The organism is Brasilonema sp. UFV-L1 (assembly GCF_012912105.1).
Taxonomy (GTDB): domain Bacteria; phylum Cyanobacteriota; class Cyanobacteriia; order Cyanobacteriales; family Nostocaceae; genus Brasilonema.
Genome location: NZ_QMEA01000029.1, coordinates 35,986 through 55,080, shown reverse-complemented (window position 1 = coordinate 55,080; position 19,095 = coordinate 35,986). Strand labels below are relative to the sequence as shown.

The following is a 19,095-nucleotide window of genomic DNA, read 5'->3' as shown; positions in this document are numbered from 1 at the left end:
TACCCCACCCCTTACCCCTCCCCTTACTAAGGGGAGGGGAGGTTTTGGCGTCAGACAAAACCGGGGTGGGGTTTTTACCCCAATGCCTAAAAAAATATTCGCGACACGGCACATTAGACAGATGTTCGTCAACTCAAACCATCTCATAATTGTTAGTGCCATAACCACATCTAAATCAATTTCTGCTAAGTATGAAAATACTGGTACTCAATGCCGGATCGAGCAGTCAAAAAAGTTGTGTATACGAGATGACAGGTGACACTCTCCCTGAAGAACCTCTCAAACCGCTTTGGGAAGCGAAAGTAGACTGGACTCACCAACAAGGTTTTGCAGAAATCGAAGTCAAAACAGCCAAAGGCGAACAATTACAAGAGAAAATTCCTGCAGACTCCCGAACTCAAGTCATGGCTCATATGCTGGATACGATGTGCAAAGGTTCTACGCAGGTGATTAGTCAGCCGTCAGAAATTGATGTGGTGGGACATCGTGTGGTACATGGTGGACAAGATTACCGTGAGAGTGTGGTGATTACTGAGGAGGTGAAACAGGCGATCGCCCGTCTTGCAGACCTCGCTCCTGAGCATAATCCAGTTAACTTGGAAGGAATAGAAGCGATTGAAAAACACTTGGGAACAGTCACCCAAGTTGCAGCATTTGATACTGCATTTCATTCTCATCTCCCTGATGCAGCAGCCATCTACCCTGGTCCCTACGAGTGGATAGAACAAGGTATCCGTCGCTACGGTTTTCATGGTATCAGTCATCAGTACTGTGCTCAGCGTGCGGCTCGCATTCTCGGTCAAGACTTAGCATCTATGCGGTTAATTGTCTGTCATTTAGGCAACGGTTGCTCTTTAGCCGCCATTAAAAATGGTCGCAGCATTGATACAACAATGGGATTCACGCCTTTAGATGGGTTGATGATGGGTAGCCGTTCTGGTGCCGTTGATCCAGGAATTCTCATTCATCTGTTGCAGCAACCTGATAACTCTATTGATGAGCTAGCGAGTGTTCTAAATAAAGCTTCTGGCTTACGTGGAATTTCTGGTATATCTAATGATATGCGACAAATTAGAGAAGGAATTTCTCAAGGTAATTCCCGCGCTCAACTAGCTTGGGATATCTACGTGCATCGCTTGCGTTCTTATATTGGTGCAATGCTTGCTAGCTTGGGGGGATTAGATGCCTTGGTGTTTACCGCTGGTGTCGGCGAAAATAATCCTGAGATTCGCGCTGCAGCTTGTGAAGCTTTTGAATTTTTGGGATTAAAACTTGACGACGAGAAAAATACACACAAACCTTTTGATAAAGATATTGCTACCTCTGACTCTGCGGTACGAGTCTTGGTAATTCATACAGAAGAAGATTGGGAAATTGCTTGTGAATGTTGGCGACTATTGGAAAAAAAAGATGCACGTACAGCTTAAGACCAATTTGCTAAGAACAGTGGCTATGCTAACTACGCTTACACTTGCAAGTTGCAACACCTTAACTACTGAGCAGTATGAAGCCACAGCACTCACTCGTTATACCTGGCAAGTTAAGTATGCTGATGATCTAACGAATGAGCAAGTACCGCGTTTTGAAACTTTTGCAACGACTTCCTTGCTAAATCGTAATGGCTTGAAGCCAGAAGGAGCAGTCACTGGTCCTGATGATAAGGGTTTATGGTGGTCAGTTTTACCGCCGCGACCTTCAGTTGATGAAATAGAACAACGCAAAAAATCCCAAGAGGCGGGTAGTCCTGAATTGTTGAAGTCTGTAAAGTACGAACTGAAGTATAGACTGGGAGAGGAACAAAGAGTATTACCCACGAACTATCAAGTCTATCGAGAGGTCGTGAAGGCGTACCCATCACGGATTCCTTTGCAATTAACTCTGGGATTGGATAACAACTCGGTTGAGAAAGCTGAACCCGTTGGTAGATTGCAAGTGAGTAGACAACAAGTGAGGCGATAAGGTGGTTGATAAACGAATGGCACTCCAAAAGAAGCTGAAGAGCCTTCTTGCTGTTTAAGGTAAAATCTTTTTAAATTTGAACGAGCATTTCTAGTACAGCGTGGCGGAAATAAAACTATCATTCAAAATCCACGAAAAGCTTACATCATAAACTTTTTGAATTTTGAATTTTGAATGAGCGAATTCCCCAAAGCGGTACTAGTGTCTCCTCATACTCAGATTAAGGTACTTAGCATGACAGCAACAACCCCAAAGGAAACTTCAGCGGCTTCTAATTTTTGCGAAGGTATTCAATACTTTGGTGAAGCAATCCCAGGTTTTGAAACATATGGTGCAACACCTGTGATAGACTTAGGCACAACTGCCAATCCTACAGATCCAGCCGCCGCCTTCCAAACCTTACTTGCTGCAGACGCTTTGCGCTATCTAACACTGCAAGTCACAGGAAGCAAAGCCTCTGGACACCCAGGCGGTTTTGCTTCTCAAGCGGAAGCTTATGCAGCACTTGTCATGCTCGGTTACAAGAACATTATTACCGAAGTGGGACACCATGCCCCTGGATTTTATAGTGCCATGTTCTTGGATCGATCGCTAGAGGACATGGGAATTGAGACAGTGCAACAATTGCGCGATCGCTTCCGAGAAAAACACGGACTGTTAGGACATCTTTCTGGCTACATTCCTGGTATTCTCGCACCCGCAGGTCCTTTGGGACAAGGGCAACACTTTGCAATGGCAGCTGCATTGCTGCACAAAGACAAGCTTTTCCCCTTCACCGTTGGCGACGGTGGGTTGGGTGAACCGTATATCATCAGTTCCATAGCACACTTTCACACCGCTTTTCCAAATGTCACCAACTTCTTACCAATATTGGTGTGGAACGGTTATAGCCAAGAACACCACAGCATGGTTTCCCTCAAAACCAATGAACAAATGAAGGCATACTGGCAAGGTAACGGTTTTGAACAAGTCGTGTTAGTCGATGCCAAAGACTTTGATGATGCCAACCAAAGCGGGGATTATGTTGATAGTACCGCCTTTTCCTTTGAGCAGCGGCTAGCTTTTACCAAAGCTGTACTCACAGGTGTAGATGAAGCAGCGCGTTCTGCATTGAGTGGCAAACTAACTGCGTTTATTATAAAACAACTCAAAGGTGCAGGAGTTCATGCACGAGGTGCCAAGTCTCATAACCTCTATCCTAAAGATACTTTGGATGCTCCTCATATTGTGAATGCGTTAAAAGAACGTGCCTTACCGCCAGAAGTTTGGCAACTCGTGCGGACAAACTGTGAACGCGCAGGCGGAGGTCCCGCAGCGAAGACAGTTGTGACAGAATTTGAATATGAGTTACCAGAATTAGGCGAATTGCCTTTAGAAGAATATCCCGTAGGTGGGGAAGCAAAAGTTTCCACCACAGCGATGGGAAGATTGGTAGGAAAAGTTGGACAGATAGATAAAAACTTCTTCGTGACTAACGCCGACGGTAACGAAGCATCTGGTATTGCCAATATCAACCAAGCACTCAAGATTATCCACCCCACGACAGATGACTTATACAACCAAGCACCCAATGGACAAGTCTACGAACCTTTGAGTGAAGATGCTTGTGCAGGTTTAGCTGCTGGTTTATCGTTAATGGGTGCGCGGACTTTGTGGTGTTCTTACGAATCTTTTGCCATCAACGGTTTACCAATTTGGCAAACAGTCACGCAAGCAATGGCAGAATTGCGGCGTCGTACTCCCTCAACTATTACATTATTCACAGCTGGTGCATTAGAGCAAGGACGCAACGGTTGGACTCACCAACGTCCGGAAATTGAAGCTTATTTTGCTTCGTTAATGCGCAATGGTAATGTCTTCCCATTGTTTCCTCCTGATGCTAACAGTATTCAAGTTTGTTATGACTGGGCGTTGACGACTAAGAATAAGGGAATTGTGATTACTGCGAGTAAATCACCATTGCCAATTCGCACCACTTTTGAACAAACAAGTCAAGCTTTACGCGATGGTGCAGTCGTCTTGCAAGAAGTTTCTGGTAACAAGAAAGTTGTCTTTGCTGTGATTGGGGATATGACATTAATACCAGTCTTTGAAGCTGCTGCTTTATTAGAAAAAGAAGGTATTGGCGCAAGAATTGTTTCTGTTATTAACCCCCGTCGTTTGTATCGTCCTCATGACACTGCTTGGGATACTTGTTCTGAACCTGATGGCGATTTTGTGGATGATGCAAAATTTGCCGAATTGTTTGATGGGGATGCACTCATTGGTGTGACTGGTGGCGCTGCGGCGATGCTAGAACCTATCATGTTACGGAGTACAAGCAAGCGGGATACTTTCGCGTGGAAGCGTGGGGAGACGACAGCGAGTGCTGGCGAGTTGATGGCGTTTAATGGTTTGACTGCACAGGCGTTGGTGAAACGGGGAATTGAGTTAGTGGGTTAGATTTCGCAATCTGATACGATAGGGTATTGCCGCTCTTCATACATGAGGAGCGGCATAATCTTTATTATCTAATTAAAATATAGTCATAAACGTAACATAGATTTATGGCAGACTTACTTAAAGCAATTAAAACAATTGTTGATAATCCCATTCCAGATTTAGTCAGTTACTACCAAGGTAAAAATAGAATTAACGGTATTGGTGATGCTTTAGAATGTTTTGTAAAGGATATCTTTGCCGAAACTTTAAGTCAAAGCGACCAGGCTCTCAAAAATGAGAGATATTCAGAGGTTTTCTCTTATATAGGTAATCAAAATAACCCACCCGACTTAATTTTAAAAAATGGTGATGCAATCGAAGTTAAAAAAATAGAATCACTCAAAGCAAGTATTGCATTAAACAGTTCCTATCCAAAATCGAAATTATATTATAATAGTCCACTGCTCACAAAACATTGTCGTCAATGCGAAGATTGGCAAGAAAAAGACATTATTTATGTAATTGGTGTTCCAAAAGATAGAAAACTGAAACTTCTTTGGTTTATATATGGTGATTGCTATGCTGCCGACAGAGAAATATATGAAAGAATTGCTAAAAAAATTAGTAGCGGCATTACAGAAATAAAAGATGTTGAATTCTCTGAAACTAGAGAACTAGGAAGAGTGAATAAAGTAGATCCTCTAGGTATCACAGATTTGAGGATTAGAGGAATGTGGGGAATAAGAAATCCGATTTTTGTTTATGATTATATTTTTCCATATCAGACTACAGAAAATTTACAAGTAGTAGTCATTATGAAAGAAGAAAAGTATTTCTCTTTTTCTCAAGAGAACCGAAAAGAAATAGAAGGTATATCTAATGTTAACTTCCAAAGCCAAAATGTCAACATTAAATCTCCGAATAATCCTGCTCAACTTCTTCGTGCTAAAATGTTTATTTATAAAATAAACACTAAATTGAGCAAATGAAAAAAATATGAATATAGTGTCTCTCTTTTCCGGTTGTGGAGGTTTAGATTTAGGCTTTGAGCAAGCTGGTTTTAAGATAGTCTGGGCAAACGAATATGATAAGTCAATTTGGGATACTTATGAATTTAATCATCCAGAAGTAAAACTAGATAGAAGAGATATTAGAGCTATTGAACCTGATGAGATACCTGAGTGCGTAGGTATCATTGGTGGTCCTCCTTGTCAAAGTTGGAGCGAAGCTGGTGCTGGACGAGGAATAAATGATAGCAGAGGTCAGTTATTTTATGATTACATTAGAATTATAAGAGAAAAAAAACCTCTTTTTTTCCTAGCTGAAAATGTAAGTGGTATTTTAGCTCAAAAGCATAACAAAGCTTTTACAAATATTTTATATCAATTTAAAGATGCTGGATATGAGGTAACTTATAAATTACTGAATGCTTGCAATTATGGAGTACCCCAAGATAGAAAACGGGTAATTATTATAGGATATAGAGAAGAGATGGGGGGAACCTTTGAATTTCCTCTGGAAAGCGCTAACATTTTAACTCTTAGAGATGCTATTTACGATCTAAGTGAAATTGAACCTATACCAGTAGCAGGAGAGGTATCTAAAACTCATCCGTTAGTACCTAATCATGAATATATGGAAGGTAGCTTTTCTAGTATTTATATGTCAAGAAATAGAGTCAGAAGCTGGGATGAGCCATCTTTTACAATTCAGGCAGGTGGTAGACATGCTCCGATACATCCCCAAGCACAAAAAATGATTTGGGTTGAGAAAGACAAATGGATGTTTGACCCCAATTCATTAAAACCGTACCGGAGATTATCCGTTAGAGAATGTGCCAGAATTCAAACTTTTCCAGATAATTTTATTTTCAAATATAACAATCTACTTGATGGATATAAAATGGTTGGAAATGCTGTACCTGTATTACTAGCCAAAGAGCTTGCCAGTAAAATAATTATAGATATAAAAGAATACCAAAATTTTGGTTTATGTAATCATGTGCTTCGTCACAAATATCCGACACAACTCACATTATTTGAACCCAGTTCTTCTTTTGCTTGAGACTTAATTTTATACAATACCATCAATCTATCACTCGTGCATGAGCGATTTCTCTGCCACCAATAGGACGAACTTGTGCAGCGAATAGTGAAACAATTGCCACAGTTTCTCCATTCAAGGTGAGAAATTCCACTTCATATCCCTTACCACCTTGATGTACCAAAACAACTGTACCTATATCACCCTGTTCTAATCCGTACTCTGAAATATGAGTTGTTAGAATAATTCTATCAAGTTCTGCAATCATTTTTCTCACCTTTTCAATGGATAGGCAGTCACAAATTATCTTGACCATCTGTAAGCTATGATTTACTAAAGATTTTACACAAGGATGAAACCATGACTAACACTCAAGAAATGGTTCGCTTTAATCTAGATTTGTCACCAGAACTTAATCAGGTATTAGAAGAACTTGCGAAAAAAACTGGTGGAACTAAAAGCGATGTTCTGCGTCAGGCAATTACCTTAATGCAAATTCTTGTTACAGCTAAAGAGCAAACTCAAAAATTAGGCCTTACGGATGTAGATCAGCTAATAGCTACTGAAATCATCATGCCATCTGAAGATGTACCAACAGAGCATCCACTGGAAACATTTATGGAAAGCTTTGGTGCATGGGAAGACGAACGCGCACCAGAAGAAATCATCAAAGAGATATATGATAGCCGTACTATTTCTAACTCTAAATATAGTCTGTGACTTATTTACTTGATACTGATACTTGCATTTATTGGCTTACTACTCCCTTCGGTGGTCTAAGATTACCTATCTTCTTTTTCTTCTTCCTATGCGCCAAGGGCGCACGCTGCGCGCTCCGTGTCCTAGCCTTCGGCACGCCGCTAGCCCCTAAGGGGGCGCTGCGCAAACGCGTCTAACGCGTCTTTGCGGTACCCTGCGGGAAGCCGCTGCGCGTCTACGTTAAATTAGGTATTCTTCTGGCGGGAAGGGAGTAATCGTTATTCAGTCAGAGAAAAGGTTAGGCAAGTAGGATGGAATCACATTTCCATTTGCATTATCACTGCTGCTGAACTGTACTTTGGTGCGTTTAATTCTAATCGAGTTGAAGAAAATTTTGCTCGTGCAGAATTTTTTATTGAACAGCTACCTGTTTTACCTCTTACTGATTCTGCTGTCAGACGCTTTGGAGAATTAAAAGCAGAACTCCGCAGACTAGGACAACCAATCGGCGATTTTGATTTACTCATTGCTAGTGTTGCTCTTACAGAAAATTATATTTTAGTTACGAACAATACCCGTCATTATGAGCGCATTACCGAACTACAACTGGAAAACTGGACTTTACCATAAAGATTTGCGCTCTTAAGTGCCCAAATGCGTTCGGTGAAACCTTTCTCGAAAGATAGCGACTGATCACCAGACATCTTCCTAGCTTATTCCAACAAGCCATGTGTAGAGCTAAAATGTAAGCACTGTAAACAGATGTAAATCAACAATGTTTTGGGCTGACAAAATCGCTGCTGATGCACAAGGCTACCAAGTTGTTAACGATTCCAAGACACCTTCTGGAAGGGTACATGTAGGATCGTTACGGGGCGTGGTTATCCATGACGTTATTTATCGAGCCTTGAAACACGCAGGTAAGCCCGTTAAGTTTTCATACGGCGTAGATGACTACGATGCACTAGATACAGTGCCTAAGTACCTTGAAGCCGAGAAGTTTTCGCCTTATCTTGGTTTTCCACTGTGCAATGTTCCCTCACCAAAAGATACAGCCAGTGATTATGCCAAGTATTTCATGGGTGAATTCTTAGAAGTCTTTGATTATCTGGGAGTCAAACCAGAAGTTTACTACCTGCGCGATTTATATCGTTCTGGAAAACTCGACCATTATATCGATATTTTTCTCAAAAATGCTCACCTAGTCCGAGAAGCATATAAAGAGGTGAGTAAGGCCGATCGCCCAAGTAATTGGTATCCATTTCAGGTTATTTGTGAAAACTGCGGTAAAATCGCTACAACTGTTGTCACAGACTACAACGGTTCAGAAGTTTTTTACACTTGTAAGCCGGATGCAACAAATTGGGTGCAAGGTTGTGGACACTCAGGCTGGGTTTCTCCGTTTAATGGCAACGGTAAGCTTCCTTGGAAGGTAGAATGGGTTGCAAAGTGGGATTTATTGGGTGTGACTATCGAGATGGCAGGTAAGGATCACTCTCAAAAAGGTGGTTCTAGAGATGTGGCAAATGCTATCTGTCGTAAGGTTTTAAACAAGCAACCTCCATTCCATTCTCCCTATGAATTTATTTTGGTGAATGGCACTAAGATGAGCTCATCCAAGGGAGTAGGTTCAAGTGCTAAAGAAATTGCTGATTTACTTCCTCCTGAATTGCTGCGTTTCTTGATGCTGCGTACTCAGCCAAGAACAGTTATCAATTTTGCTCCCAATTACGAAACAATCACCCGTCTTTTCCGAGACTATGATACTTTGATTGGAAAATATCAAGTTCAGATTGAGGCTAACGCTGAAAAACCAGAGTTGACTGAAGAGTTAATGCCTCTATATTATGCACAGTTGGGTGATAATATTAAACCTTACTATCCTTTTGATTTCAGTACGATAATTTCGCTTTTGCAAATTCCTCATATTGATATAAAAGAGGAGATAGCGCAACGCAGTCCTGAGTCTTTGAGTGAGTTTGACTGGCAAGTTTTAAATCAAAGGATTGCTGCTGCTAAGAAGTGGCTACAAGACTATGCGGATGAAGAAGAAAAACTCGTTCTTTATCTTGAGCGAGTTCCTGAAAAAGCTGGAGATTTGACTCAAGAGCAAGTTTCTTACCTGGAAAGGTTAATAGAGAATTTAGATAACTTAGTCGCTTGGGACAGTGAGGAGTTACAAACTACCTTATTTACGACATCAAAGGAATTGCAGATTCAACCGGCTAATGCATTCAAGGCTGTTTACTTGTCTTTTTTGGGTAAAGAACGTGGTCCCAAAGCAGGCGCTTTGTTGTCATACTTAGACAAATCTTTTGTGCTAGGTAGACTGCGAGAGGTCATTTAACTGAAGATATTTAACTTCATGTTTATATTCTCAGGTAATTGATAAATATTTGTTCGTAGTGCAGACTTTTAGCCTGCACTAAAAACGACATTTACTATCTATAATCTTGCCTCTGAATATCCCGCAAGCGAGCAGCATCACGAATACCATACTCAGGGCGAGTAAAACGATTTAACTGAGACTCAAAAAAGTCTCGATTTGCTTGTAAATGTTCAGGATCTGGATCATCTAAAGGATGACAAAGTACAGTCCGCAATGCTTGAATCACTGCAGAAGTGACGCAGTACATTGAACGTTGGAAACTAATTCCCAACTGAATCAACGTATCTTCTTCTCCTCGGCAATATTGCTTGTAGTAATCAACAAGATAAGATGGCAAGAAATGCAACATATCTTGCATGAGCAGTGTTGGTGGAATACCTGCAGTACCTACTGGAAAGACATCCGCATAGAGAATTCCATAGTGAAAGTCTTTTTGGTCTGTTGGTACTTGTCTTGCTTGAGCATTATAAGACTTTGTACCTCTAAAGGGAGCAGTACGATAAAAAACAGCTTCCACATAAGGTAATGCAGCTTCGTGAAGCCAGACAAAACCTTTAGATTTGGGAACGATTTCGTAGCATTCTCCACGAATATAAACGTTATGGTAAATAGGACGATTTGCAACTGCAAAAATTCCATTTACCAAAAAATTCATTGCTTCTGGGACACTTGTAATTTTTCCTTCGTCATATAAGTCTGACATCTCAAAAAATACGGGAGCCATCACTTCCCAAAACAAACCCAGATTAGCGTAGTAAGACATCTGACGACACTGTTCTATAAACATATCTGGGAACAGTTTGTAGAGTCCTAACATGAATGGATTGCCTTTGAAGTAAGCTTTGATTGCTCTGTCGGCATTCGCTTTGTATTCTTCAGTATCCAGGTAAGGGTCAAATTTCCCACCCATTTCTCTATGCCAAAGCATTGCTCGCATACAAGCTTCAGCAAATTCCATATTGATTCTGTCATGGAATAAGTGATGCAATAACTTGGGCATTTTGAAGGTTTCACCCTTCTCCATAAATGCTAAGAGTTCTGGATGAGCAGTTGCTTCCCCGCGCCAAACTCTTAAGTCGGCATCATCACCAGCATAATGATTGTGACGTTCTAAATACTCCTGAGAAATGAAGTATTTAAAAAAGGGAAATGGATCTAAGAATACTTGCTCAGCAATATATAATAAGTCACGCCAGTAAAAGTCCATCGGTACTGCATATGCTTTGTAAAGACCGATGATTTGCATTAAGTTTTCTGGCGTATCGGGCAACATTGCTCCGCCTGCTTCTAACCGATGAATCACTTCTGCAAATTCATGGGTAGAAGGAGGTAATTTGGCTTCAGTTTTGTTGGGAGTTTGTACCATTTTTATTTCCTCTTGGCTTGGGCAAGATTATGAAAAACGAACCGCATAGACGCGGAGCGGCTTCCCGCAGGGTAGGACGCAAAGAACGCAAAGAAAAGAGTTTTAAAGAGTTCTTGCGTAAGTCCTATTTATACAATTGACTTTTGCAAGAAACACTATGAACGACGTTTCTAACAAGGGACAAAAGTAGACTTTCAAGGCGGATTTATTGATTGAGAGCAACTTGAGTCGTTACGGTTTTTTCAATAGGAGGAATAGCAGCAACCATTGCTGCACTTGTTGTCTCACTCCAACGCACTAACCAATTAGGTTGTACTCCCAAGAACAAGATGAGGGCTGCTAAGATAAAAGCTGGCATTTTCTCAGACAACAGAACTTTGGGATAGTAAGCTAAGTCGTTGTCAAGTCTGCCAAAACAGGTACGGTTAAGCAGGATGACAAAGTAAACTGCGGTTAAGCCACTGGCGACGACACACAATAATGTTGGTATCGGAAAGATAGAGAAACTGCCTTGAAATACGATAAATTCAGCAATGAATCCTGTCATACCCGGAATACCAGCGCTTGCCATACCTCCTAAAATGAGTAGAGCGCTAATTAGGGGTAATCCGCGTATCGGACTCATTAAGCCATTGAGTTTATCTAACTCACGGGTTCCGACTTTGGCTTCTACAACTCCCACCAAATGGAAGAGGATGGCGAGGATAATACCGTGACTGAACATTTGGGCGATCGCACCAATCAGTGCTAACGGAGTACTGGCTGCTGCTGCTAACAATATATAACCCATGTGACCAATGGAACTGTATGCAACCATGCGCTTGATGTCTTTTTGAGCGATCGCAGTCACAGCCCCGTATATGGCACTAACTGCCCCCCAAGTTGCTAAACTGGGTGCAAGAATACTCCAAGCTTCGGGAAACAGTGCCATCCCAAATCGTAAAACGCCATAAGTTCCTAACTTCGCCAGCACTCCACCAAGAAGAATCGCAATCGGGGCTGAAGCTTCAACGTAAGCATCTGGTAACCAAGTGTGTAAGGGAACGAGAGGAATTTTGATTCCAAATCCTAGCAGGATTCCTAGAAGTAGAATGATTTGCAGTGCTGTTGATAAGGTTTGAGTCGAGAGTGTATTGTAATCAAAATTAGTTGAACCTGTGAGCCAAACTGTACCCAGAAATGTTGCTAGAATTAATGCTCCTGAAACGGCGGTATAAATTAGGAACTTCATCGCCGCATAAGTCCGCTTTTCTCCTCCCCAAATGGAAATCAGGAGATAGAAGGGTATTAATTCTAGTTCGTAGAACAGGAAGAAGAGCAACAAATTTTGTGCTGCAAATGCACCTGCAACTCCTCCACTGACTAATAAAATGAGGGAATAAAAAAAGCGGGGACGTTCAGTTGTTTGATTGCTGCTGTAAATAGCAATCCAGGTGAGCAAACTGTTTAACAGCAGCATGATTATGGAAAGTCCATCAGCCCCTAATTGGTAACTTAAACCAAGGGTTTCATTCCAAGGTAGATATTCCCGCAACTGCATTCCAGGAAGAGAGATATCAAATTTCAGCAGCAGGAAAATATTCCAAAGAAGAACAAATCCAGCAATGGTTAGGGCTGTTAAACGAACATTGATTGCAGGAAGAGAACGAGGTAGTAAACTAATCACAGCGGCTCCTAAAATAGGTAGCCAAATTAAGGTACTGAGCATAAATTGGTTCGTGATGTGATTGACAAAAAGAGTAAAAAACCGCAGAGGACGCAGCGAAAAGTCTGAGCGGAGGAAACCTCCGCTCAGATCTTTTCAAGAGAGAGAACGCAGAGGAAGAGAGAAGAGAGAGGAATTTTTCTTAGGTATATTGTTAACTCAACAGAGTGACTTTCCCATCGTCTAAATCGTAATAAGCTCCTACAACTTTCAATTTTCCTTGCTCAATTAACTGAGAAAGAACTAGTGATGATTTCAACTTTTGTACCTGCACCAAAATATTTGCTTTACAAGCATTTTCTACTTTGTCGCCTGGTAAGTTTTTTGATTTTTCTACACCTAGTTGAATGGCATCCAGCAAACTAGAAATGTGACCAGGAACTTGAGCACCTTTTATTGTGGCATCTACTGCACCGCATCTTTTATGACCAAGTACCATAATGACTTTTGAATTCAATATTAAACTGCCAAATTCTAAGCTGCCAATTTCTTCTGAGGTGGCGATATTACCAGCGACACGACATACAAATAAATCCCCAAATCCTTGGTCGAAAACAATTTCAGCAGGAACTCTTGAATCTGCACATCCAAGAATAGATGCAAACGGTTTCTGACTTTTTGCGACTTCAACAAGACGTGTAGGAGTTTGATTGGGGCTGCGACGTTTTCTTGTGACAAAGCGTTGGTTTCCTTCTATTAACGATTGCAAAGCCTGTTCGGGAGTTAAATCTTTTTTTTCTTCTTGTACTACTGCTTGTGCTACTGCTTGTTCAGAAACAACTAAATTAGAGCTAATTCCTGCTGTTAAAATTCCTGTTCCTAGTGCTCCTGCACCAAATTTGACCAAAGACCTTCTAGAAATGTTTTTCTTAATCATTGTTCTTTTCCTGATATTTCAAATTGGTGATGTTTCTTTTGATGGCTTGCAAAAATCAGATTTTAAAGTTTTTAAAAACGCAGATGCACGCAGACAAATTTGATTGTTCGTTATTAGTTGTGACTTGACTATTTTTACGGGCGCAAGGTTTTGCGCCCCATGTTACTCAGGGGTCTGGAAACTAAGAAATCAAGTTTAAGAGATGAAATCCCCAGTATTGCCAACTTACGACTGTTCCTAAGATGCTGACTCCTAAAAGCACGATGAATGCATAAAACTGGGTTTTTCCTGAGGTGCTATATTTCAAACCTTCTCCACTCAATATGGAAACTAAACCAACTAAGTTCACAATTCCATCGAATATCAAGCGGTCAATCATATCTGCCAGTTTTGAAATCATGTCAACACCGAAAACTATGCTCATCCGATACAGTTTTGGAGTGTAAAAGTCGTATGCTAGCAAGTCTTGCAAAGGTTTCAAAGGAAAGCGAATTGGTTTGGGAATGACATTACCTAGATAAATCACACTACCAATGCTGCAACTAAAAATACTTGACCAAATTAACAAAAGTGCGACATCTTTGTTAAGACTTGCCCAAGTTGGTAGTAGTGATAAGCTTTGCAAAACTAAGGGTAAATGGAGAGTAAAACCAAGCAAAATAATCATAGGTAGAGCCATTTGCCAACTCACTTCTGGTGAGCGATCGCTCATTTGCTTTGGTTGTCCGCCAAATATTAAACTAAATTCCCTGGTTAAGCTAAAAGCTGTTAAAGCGTTGACTGTTATAATCACTCCCACAAGCCAAGGTTGTGTTGTCCACACTCCTGACGCTAATTTCAGTAGCGCCCAAAAGCCGCCTAATGGTGGAAACCCAATTAATCCTAGAGTCCCTACTATATAGGCTATTCCAGAAACTGGACGGCGTGACCAAAGTCCCCCTAGGAGGCTGACATCTTGAGTGATGCTGTTCCAAACAATCGCACCAGTACTCATGACTAGGAGTGCTGAGGCTAAAGCGTGAGTGAGAACTAACAACAGTGCTGCTTCATCTTGTTGTGTTCCTACGGCGATAAATACTAAACCCATGTAGGCACTGACAGAGTATGATAAGCAGCGTTTGATGTCAACTTGGGCGATCGCAATTAAAGAACCACCCACTGCTGTGACTGCACCAATAACTACCATTGCAGAAGTTGCGACAGGCGACAAGCTGAAAACTGGTTGCAGCTTAATCAGCACCCAAGCACCAGTCGCAACAACTACGGAATTCCGTAAAATTGTACTCGGAACAGGTCCCTCCATTGCCTCATCTAACCACAAATGCAAGGGAAATTGAGCACATTTACCCATCGGACCTGCCATCAATGCCAGACATGTTAATGTTATTAAGGTTGGGTTGACATTGGCAGTAGCCGCCCATTCTGCTAATTTGGTGTAGTTCCAAGTCCCAGCTTGTGACCATATTGCCAGAACTCCCATCAGCAGAAATAAATCTCCCACCCGCTTGGTTAAGAAAGCATCTCTAGCACCTGTGACAACCAAAGGCTGACTAAACCAAAGTCCTACTAGTAAGTAGGTTCCTAAAGTTAGGATTTCCAAAATCACATAACTGAAAAACAAAGAGTTACATAATGCAAGGGCGCATAACCCAGCTTCAAACAATCCCAAAAGTGAATAAAAGCGCGCCCAGCCCCAATCCATCTCCATGTAGCCGACAGCAAAAATTTGTGCTAGCAAATTTAAGCCGGTAATGACAACCATCGCGCCGACACTTAATGAGGAGATTTCTAAATCAATCGAAAGATTTAAACCAGCCGTACTTAGCCAAGGTATAGATATCTCATATGGCACTTGATTCCAGGCGATTGGTAATACAAAAGCAGAATGAATAAACCCAAGAAATGTCATGACCAAGTTAATGTAACCTGCTGGTCTTGGTCCCGTGCGTTTAATGATTCCTGGAGACCAAGGTACGGCTGAAACCGCACCAATTAAAGCATAGCAAGGAACCAACCAAACAGTTTCAACTAGAAAATGATCCATTAATTCTCCTCTCAATTTGCTGCACAACAGAGCACAGTTGTCAACCAACAACCGTTGCTTTGGATAACACAGATATGCGAATTGAAAAAATTAACCTTTATTTTATTTTTGTTAAATCATAGATTACCCCATATCAATGAAAAGGGGAATAAGTTAGCTAAATAATTAATAGATGTTTACTGTAATAAATTCTTATACTATTGGAATTTCCAAGAGTAACTATTATTTTTTCTCTATATGTTGTTCAATATACAAAAATACCAGACGCAATTCGTTGCGTCTGGTGCGATGCTTTTCGTTTGAGTTAGTAAATTCTTTCTACGACTTGCCCATTTTCTGATAAACTGTGAGCAATTATTGATGACTGGTATGAAAGCTGACTGATGGGAGCAGGCTTCATTTCACCCCGAAAGTCCAGCAGTTGCACAAGCAGAAGGTAGGCAACTGCCAAAATGATGGAAATAGCACCTGTGATAATTGCAACTATTTTTCCACGATTCATCAATCTCACCTTTTATGTAATATATAGTACTATCGCATATTAAAATTGCGATACCACAAAACTACGCTACCTTATATTAAAGAATATTAAAGAATTATTCTGGTTAAGTTTACAGTCATGTCCCTAACTGAAAATGTTCTTGCGCAACTACCAGGCAATGTTTTAGACAAGTTACGTCAAGCTGATCGGATTTTGACATCACTCAGAGAAGGTGACGCCGCTGTACCAGTCGTGGTGAAAGAAACTCAGCAACCTAATGGTGTTGTAGATTGGGATGTTGTGATTTGTGGCGGGACATTAGGCATTTTAATTGGTTGTGCTTTAGCTTTGAAAGGCGTGCGAGTCGCGTTAATAGAACGCTCAATTTTGCGTGGAAGAGAACAAGAATGGAATATTTCTCGTAAAGAATTACAAATTTTTGTGGAGTTAGGTTTACTGACGGATGCAGAATTGGAACAGGCGATCGCAACAAAATACAACCCCGCTAGAGTTAGCTTTTATGGTGGTACAGAAGTTTGGGTAAAAGATGTCCTCAACATCGGTGTCGATCCAGTTTATTTGCTGGAAACTTTAAAGCAGCGATTTCTTGCATCTGGTGGAAAGTTATTTGAAAACACTCCATTTACACAAGCAGTTATTCATCCTGATGGAGTGGTAGTCAATAACCAATTCAAAACCAGGTTATTAATTGATGCAATGGGACATCTTTCTCCCATAGTACAACAAGCACGTCAGGGACAAAAACCAGATGCACTGTGTTTAGTTGTGGGAACTTGTGCTCAAGGTTTTCCAGAAAACCACACAGGCGACTTATTGTTATCGTGTACGCCTGTGCAAAATCAATGTCAATACTTTTGGGAAGCTTTTCCAGCAAGAGATGGTAGAACGACTTATCTATTTACTTACATGGATGCCAATCCACAACGCTTGAGTTTAGAAGCTCTGTTTGAGGATTATCTACGTTTCATGCCACAATATCAAGGCGTGGAGTTGAGCCAGTTGACATTTCAACGCGCACTTTTTGGCTTTTTCCCCTCCTATCGTCATCCTCTAAAGATATCTTGGAGTCGCATTCTACCCGTTGGAGATAGCAGTGGAAGTCAGTCTCCCTTAAGTTTTGGTGGTTTTGGTGCAATGGTGCGTCATTTGCAGCGTTTAACATTAGGCATTCACGAAGCGCTGCAAACAGATCAGTTATCTGCAAAGGGAATGACACAACTACAAATATACCAACCTAGCTTAGCAGTGACTTGGCTGTTTCAAAAGGCAATGAGTGTTAACGTCAATCAAAAAATTGAGCCAAATCAAATTAACCAACTCTTGTCTGCAGTCTTTCAACAAATGCAACAACTCGGTGAACCTGTACTCAAACCTTTTCTACAAGATATAGTACAGTTTCCAGCACTGACAAAAACACTCATAAAAACTTTCTTAACACATCCAGGGTTGGTTGCCAAAGTCATTCCTCAAGTTGGTTTGGGAACTTTACTGGATTGGATGCTTCACTATGGAAATTTAGGAACTTACTCTATTTTATTTTGGTTCAGTCAAATTTTAGAACCGTGGAAGAAAAGTTTACCTAGTATACCTAAATATTATTGGAATCGCTGGAGTGATAGCTGGAAGTATGGTTCTGGTAGTGATTATTTTGATTGATCATTTGAGAACTGCTAAATTTTTAGGGAACAATGCGTTACCTGCTATAATTCTGATGCAGTAATGACTGGGGACAGCCCATGCAGGATATCCATAGCTAGACTGTAAGGGCATAAACGTAGTCTAAGACTGTACCTATCTGCGATCGCACGCGTCGTGGATACAAAGTGTTCATTGCCTGTGGAGACGATCTGGCGAAGACTGGCAATAGTCTAGTTAAGAGTCAAATAAGCAGCGAACTTGGTAGAGAAATATGACTTCAGTCTGTCTCATAACATCTTTTAAGTCAATATCGTTGAGCAGTGAGAAATCAACGTGAAAGCACAAGTATTTAGAGGCGTTAATCAACTTTCTTACGAAGATATCCCCGTACCGACACTCGAACCGGATGAAGTGTTGGTGCAGGTGCAAGTCGTCGGGTTGTGTCAGTCGGATATCAAAAAAATTCGTTATCCTTTGTATGAACCACCGCGAATTTTTGGGCATGAAACTGCTGGAACCATATCAGCAATTGGTTCTGAAGTAACAGGCTGGCAAATTGGACAACGGGTGGCAGTGATGCATCACATTCCCTGTATGCGTTGCGGCTACTGTCTAAGTGATAATTTCTCCATGTGCGAAACCTACAAAAATATCTGCACGACAGCAGGGTTTGCACCAAGCGGCGGAGGTTTTGCAGAATATGTCAAAGTTCCCGGTCATATTGTGCAAAACGGAGGATTAATTCCCATTCCTGATAATATTAGTTTTGAAGAAGCAAGTTTTGTAGAACCAACAAACTGCTGCCTAAAAGCAGTGAAGAAAGCTCAAATTGCCCCAGGACAAACAGTTTTGATCACTGGTGCTGGACCAATCGGCTTAATGTTTATTATGTTGGTGAAGTATTTTGGGGCAAGGGCGATCGCCACTGATTTACTCCCATCCCGCATTGAAAAAGCTTTAAGTGTAGGTGCAGAAGCTGCATTTGATGCCCGTGACGCCAATTTACCAGCCAAAATTCATGAGTTAACCAATGGCATGGGTGTTGATGTGAGCTTACTTGCTGTCCCAAGTGAGAAAGCTTTCTTTCAAGCTCTTGATTGTACTCGCAAAGGCGGCAAAATCCTCTTTTTCGCGGAGTTTCCGGATCAGGTAGAAATTCCGATTAATCCGAATATTCTCTACCGTAGGGAAATTGATTTGATGGGCAGCTATAGTTCATCATACCGCATTCAAAGTCTAGCGGCTGATATTGTTTTTAATCGACGCATTGACGTGCAGGCCTTGATTAGCGATCGCTATCCATTACAAGATTTATCAGCAGCAGTAGAACAGGCGATCGCTCCTACTGCCGAGACGTACAAGATTTTGATTTATCCGTAGAGGGGGAACAAGGGGACGAATCAATTCACGCATTCGCAATCCGGAGAAATTCAAAATTGAGAATTCTTCCCC

General features: G+C 41.2%; 16 protein-coding genes. 10 read left to right on the top strand and 6 right to left on the bottom strand.

Annotated elements, in window-relative coordinates; all coding sequences use genetic code 11:
• Positions 1 to 191 precede the first annotated feature (191 nt).
• The 5 genes from DP117_RS11470 to DP117_RS11450 all read left to right on the top strand — a co-directional run bounded on the left by DP117_RS11470 (position 192) and on the right by DP117_RS11450 (position 6,444).
• Complete coding sequence (locus tag DP117_RS11470) at positions 192 to 1,427, top strand: acetate kinase (protein WP_169218429.1); 1,236 nt, start codon at positions 192 to 194, stop codon at positions 1,425 to 1,427.
• Complete coding sequence (locus DP117_RS11465; protein WP_169218428.1) at positions 1,411 to 1,959, top strand: hypothetical protein; 549 nt, start codon at positions 1,411 to 1,413, stop codon at positions 1,957 to 1,959. Before DP117_RS11470 ends, DP117_RS11465 begins: the two co-directional genes overlap by 17 nt.
• Before the next feature lie 234 nt (positions 1,960 to 2,193).
• The gene (locus DP117_RS11460; protein WP_169218427.1) at positions 2,194 to 4,401 is read left to right on the top strand and encodes a phosphoketolase; all 2,208 of its coding nucleotides are present in this window, start codon (positions 2,194 to 2,196) and stop codon (positions 4,399 to 4,401) included.
• Positions 4,402 to 4,505: 104 nt separating this feature from the next.
• Positions 4,506 to 5,369: an NgoPII family restriction endonuclease gene (locus DP117_RS11455; protein ID WP_169218426.1), complete on the top strand. Its 864-nt coding sequence runs from the start codon at positions 4,506 to 4,508 to the stop codon at positions 5,367 to 5,369.
• A gap of 7 nt (positions 5,370 to 5,376) precedes the next feature.
• Positions 5,377 to 6,444 carry a DNA cytosine methyltransferase gene (locus tag DP117_RS11450; RefSeq protein WP_169218425.1) on the top strand — a complete coding sequence of 356 codons (1,068 nt, stop codon included), beginning with the start codon at positions 5,377 to 5,379 and terminating at the stop codon, positions 6,442 to 6,444.
• Between the two features lie 22 nt (positions 6,445 to 6,466).
• On the opposite strand, the gene DP117_RS11445 is transcribed toward DP117_RS11450, so the two are convergent.
• Positions 6,467 to 6,691 carry a DUF4926 domain-containing protein gene (locus tag DP117_RS11445; RefSeq protein WP_169218424.1) on the bottom strand — a complete coding sequence of 75 codons (225 nt, stop codon included), beginning with the start codon at positions 6,689 to 6,691 and terminating at the stop codon, positions 6,467 to 6,469.
• 92 nt (positions 6,692 to 6,783) lie between these two features.
• Here DP117_RS11445 and DP117_RS11440 point away from each other — a divergent pair, with 92 nt between their 5' ends.
• The 3 genes from DP117_RS11440 to lysS all read left to right on the top strand — a co-directional run bounded on the left by DP117_RS11440 (position 6,784) and on the right by lysS (position 9,469).
• Positions 6,784 to 7,143 carry a hypothetical protein gene (locus DP117_RS11440; protein WP_169218423.1) on the top strand — a complete coding sequence of 120 codons (360 nt, stop codon included), beginning with the start codon at positions 6,784 to 6,786 and terminating at the stop codon, positions 7,141 to 7,143.
• A gap of 300 nt (positions 7,144 to 7,443) precedes the next feature.
• The gene (locus tag DP117_RS11435; RefSeq protein WP_339381177.1) at positions 7,444 to 7,752 is read left to right on the top strand and encodes a PIN domain-containing protein; all 309 of its coding nucleotides are present in this window, start codon (positions 7,444 to 7,446) and stop codon (positions 7,750 to 7,752) included.
• Positions 7,753 to 7,897: 145 nt separating this feature from the next.
• The gene (gene lysS / locus DP117_RS11430; RefSeq protein ID WP_169218422.1) at positions 7,898 to 9,469 is read left to right on the top strand and encodes a lysine--tRNA ligase; all 1,572 of its coding nucleotides are present in this window, start codon (positions 7,898 to 7,900) and stop codon (positions 9,467 to 9,469) included.
• Between the two features lie 94 nt (positions 9,470 to 9,563).
• On the opposite strand, the gene DP117_RS11425 is transcribed toward lysS, so the two are convergent.
• The 5 genes from DP117_RS11425 to DP117_RS11405 form a co-directional block, all read right to left on the bottom strand.
• Positions 9,564 to 10,877, bottom strand: coding sequence for a CO2 hydration protein (locus DP117_RS11425; RefSeq protein ID WP_169218421.1), 1,314 nt, complete (start codon positions 10,875 to 10,877; stop codon positions 9,564 to 9,566).
• 205 nt (positions 10,878 to 11,082) lie between these two features.
• A complete protein-coding gene (locus tag DP117_RS11420) occupies positions 11,083 to 12,585 on the bottom strand; it encodes an NADH-quinone oxidoreductase subunit M (RefSeq protein WP_169218420.1) in 1,503 nt (500 codons plus the stop codon).
• A 151-nt stretch (positions 12,586 to 12,736) separates the two neighbouring features.
• Positions 12,737 to 13,456 (bottom strand): carbonic anhydrase, encoded by a 720-nt coding sequence (locus DP117_RS11415; RefSeq protein WP_169218433.1) that lies wholly within the window; start codon positions 13,454 to 13,456, stop codon positions 12,737 to 12,739.
• A gap of 184 nt (positions 13,457 to 13,640) precedes the next feature.
• Entirely contained in the window at positions 13,641 to 15,503 is a 1,863-nt protein-coding gene (locus DP117_RS11410; protein ID WP_169218419.1) for an NAD(P)H-quinone oxidoreductase subunit F, read from the bottom strand.
• A gap of 304 nt (positions 15,504 to 15,807) precedes the next feature.
• On the bottom strand, positions 15,808 to 16,005 hold the full coding sequence (locus DP117_RS11405) for a hypothetical protein (RefSeq protein ID WP_169218418.1): 198 nt from the start codon (positions 16,003 to 16,005) through the stop codon (positions 15,808 to 15,810).
• Between the two features lie 117 nt (positions 16,006 to 16,122).
• On the opposite strand from DP117_RS11405, the gene DP117_RS11400 reads away from it, so the two are divergent.
• Positions 16,123 to 17,661 (top strand): FAD-binding oxidoreductase, encoded by a 1,539-nt coding sequence (locus tag DP117_RS11400; RefSeq protein ID WP_169218417.1) that lies wholly within the window; start codon positions 16,123 to 16,125, stop codon positions 17,659 to 17,661.
• Positions 17,662 to 17,976: 315 nt separating this feature from the next.
• Complete coding sequence (locus tag DP117_RS11395) at positions 17,977 to 19,023, top strand: zinc-dependent dehydrogenase (RefSeq protein WP_169218416.1); 1,047 nt, start codon at positions 17,977 to 17,979, stop codon at positions 19,021 to 19,023.
• Positions 19,024 to 19,095: the final 72 nt, after the last annotated feature.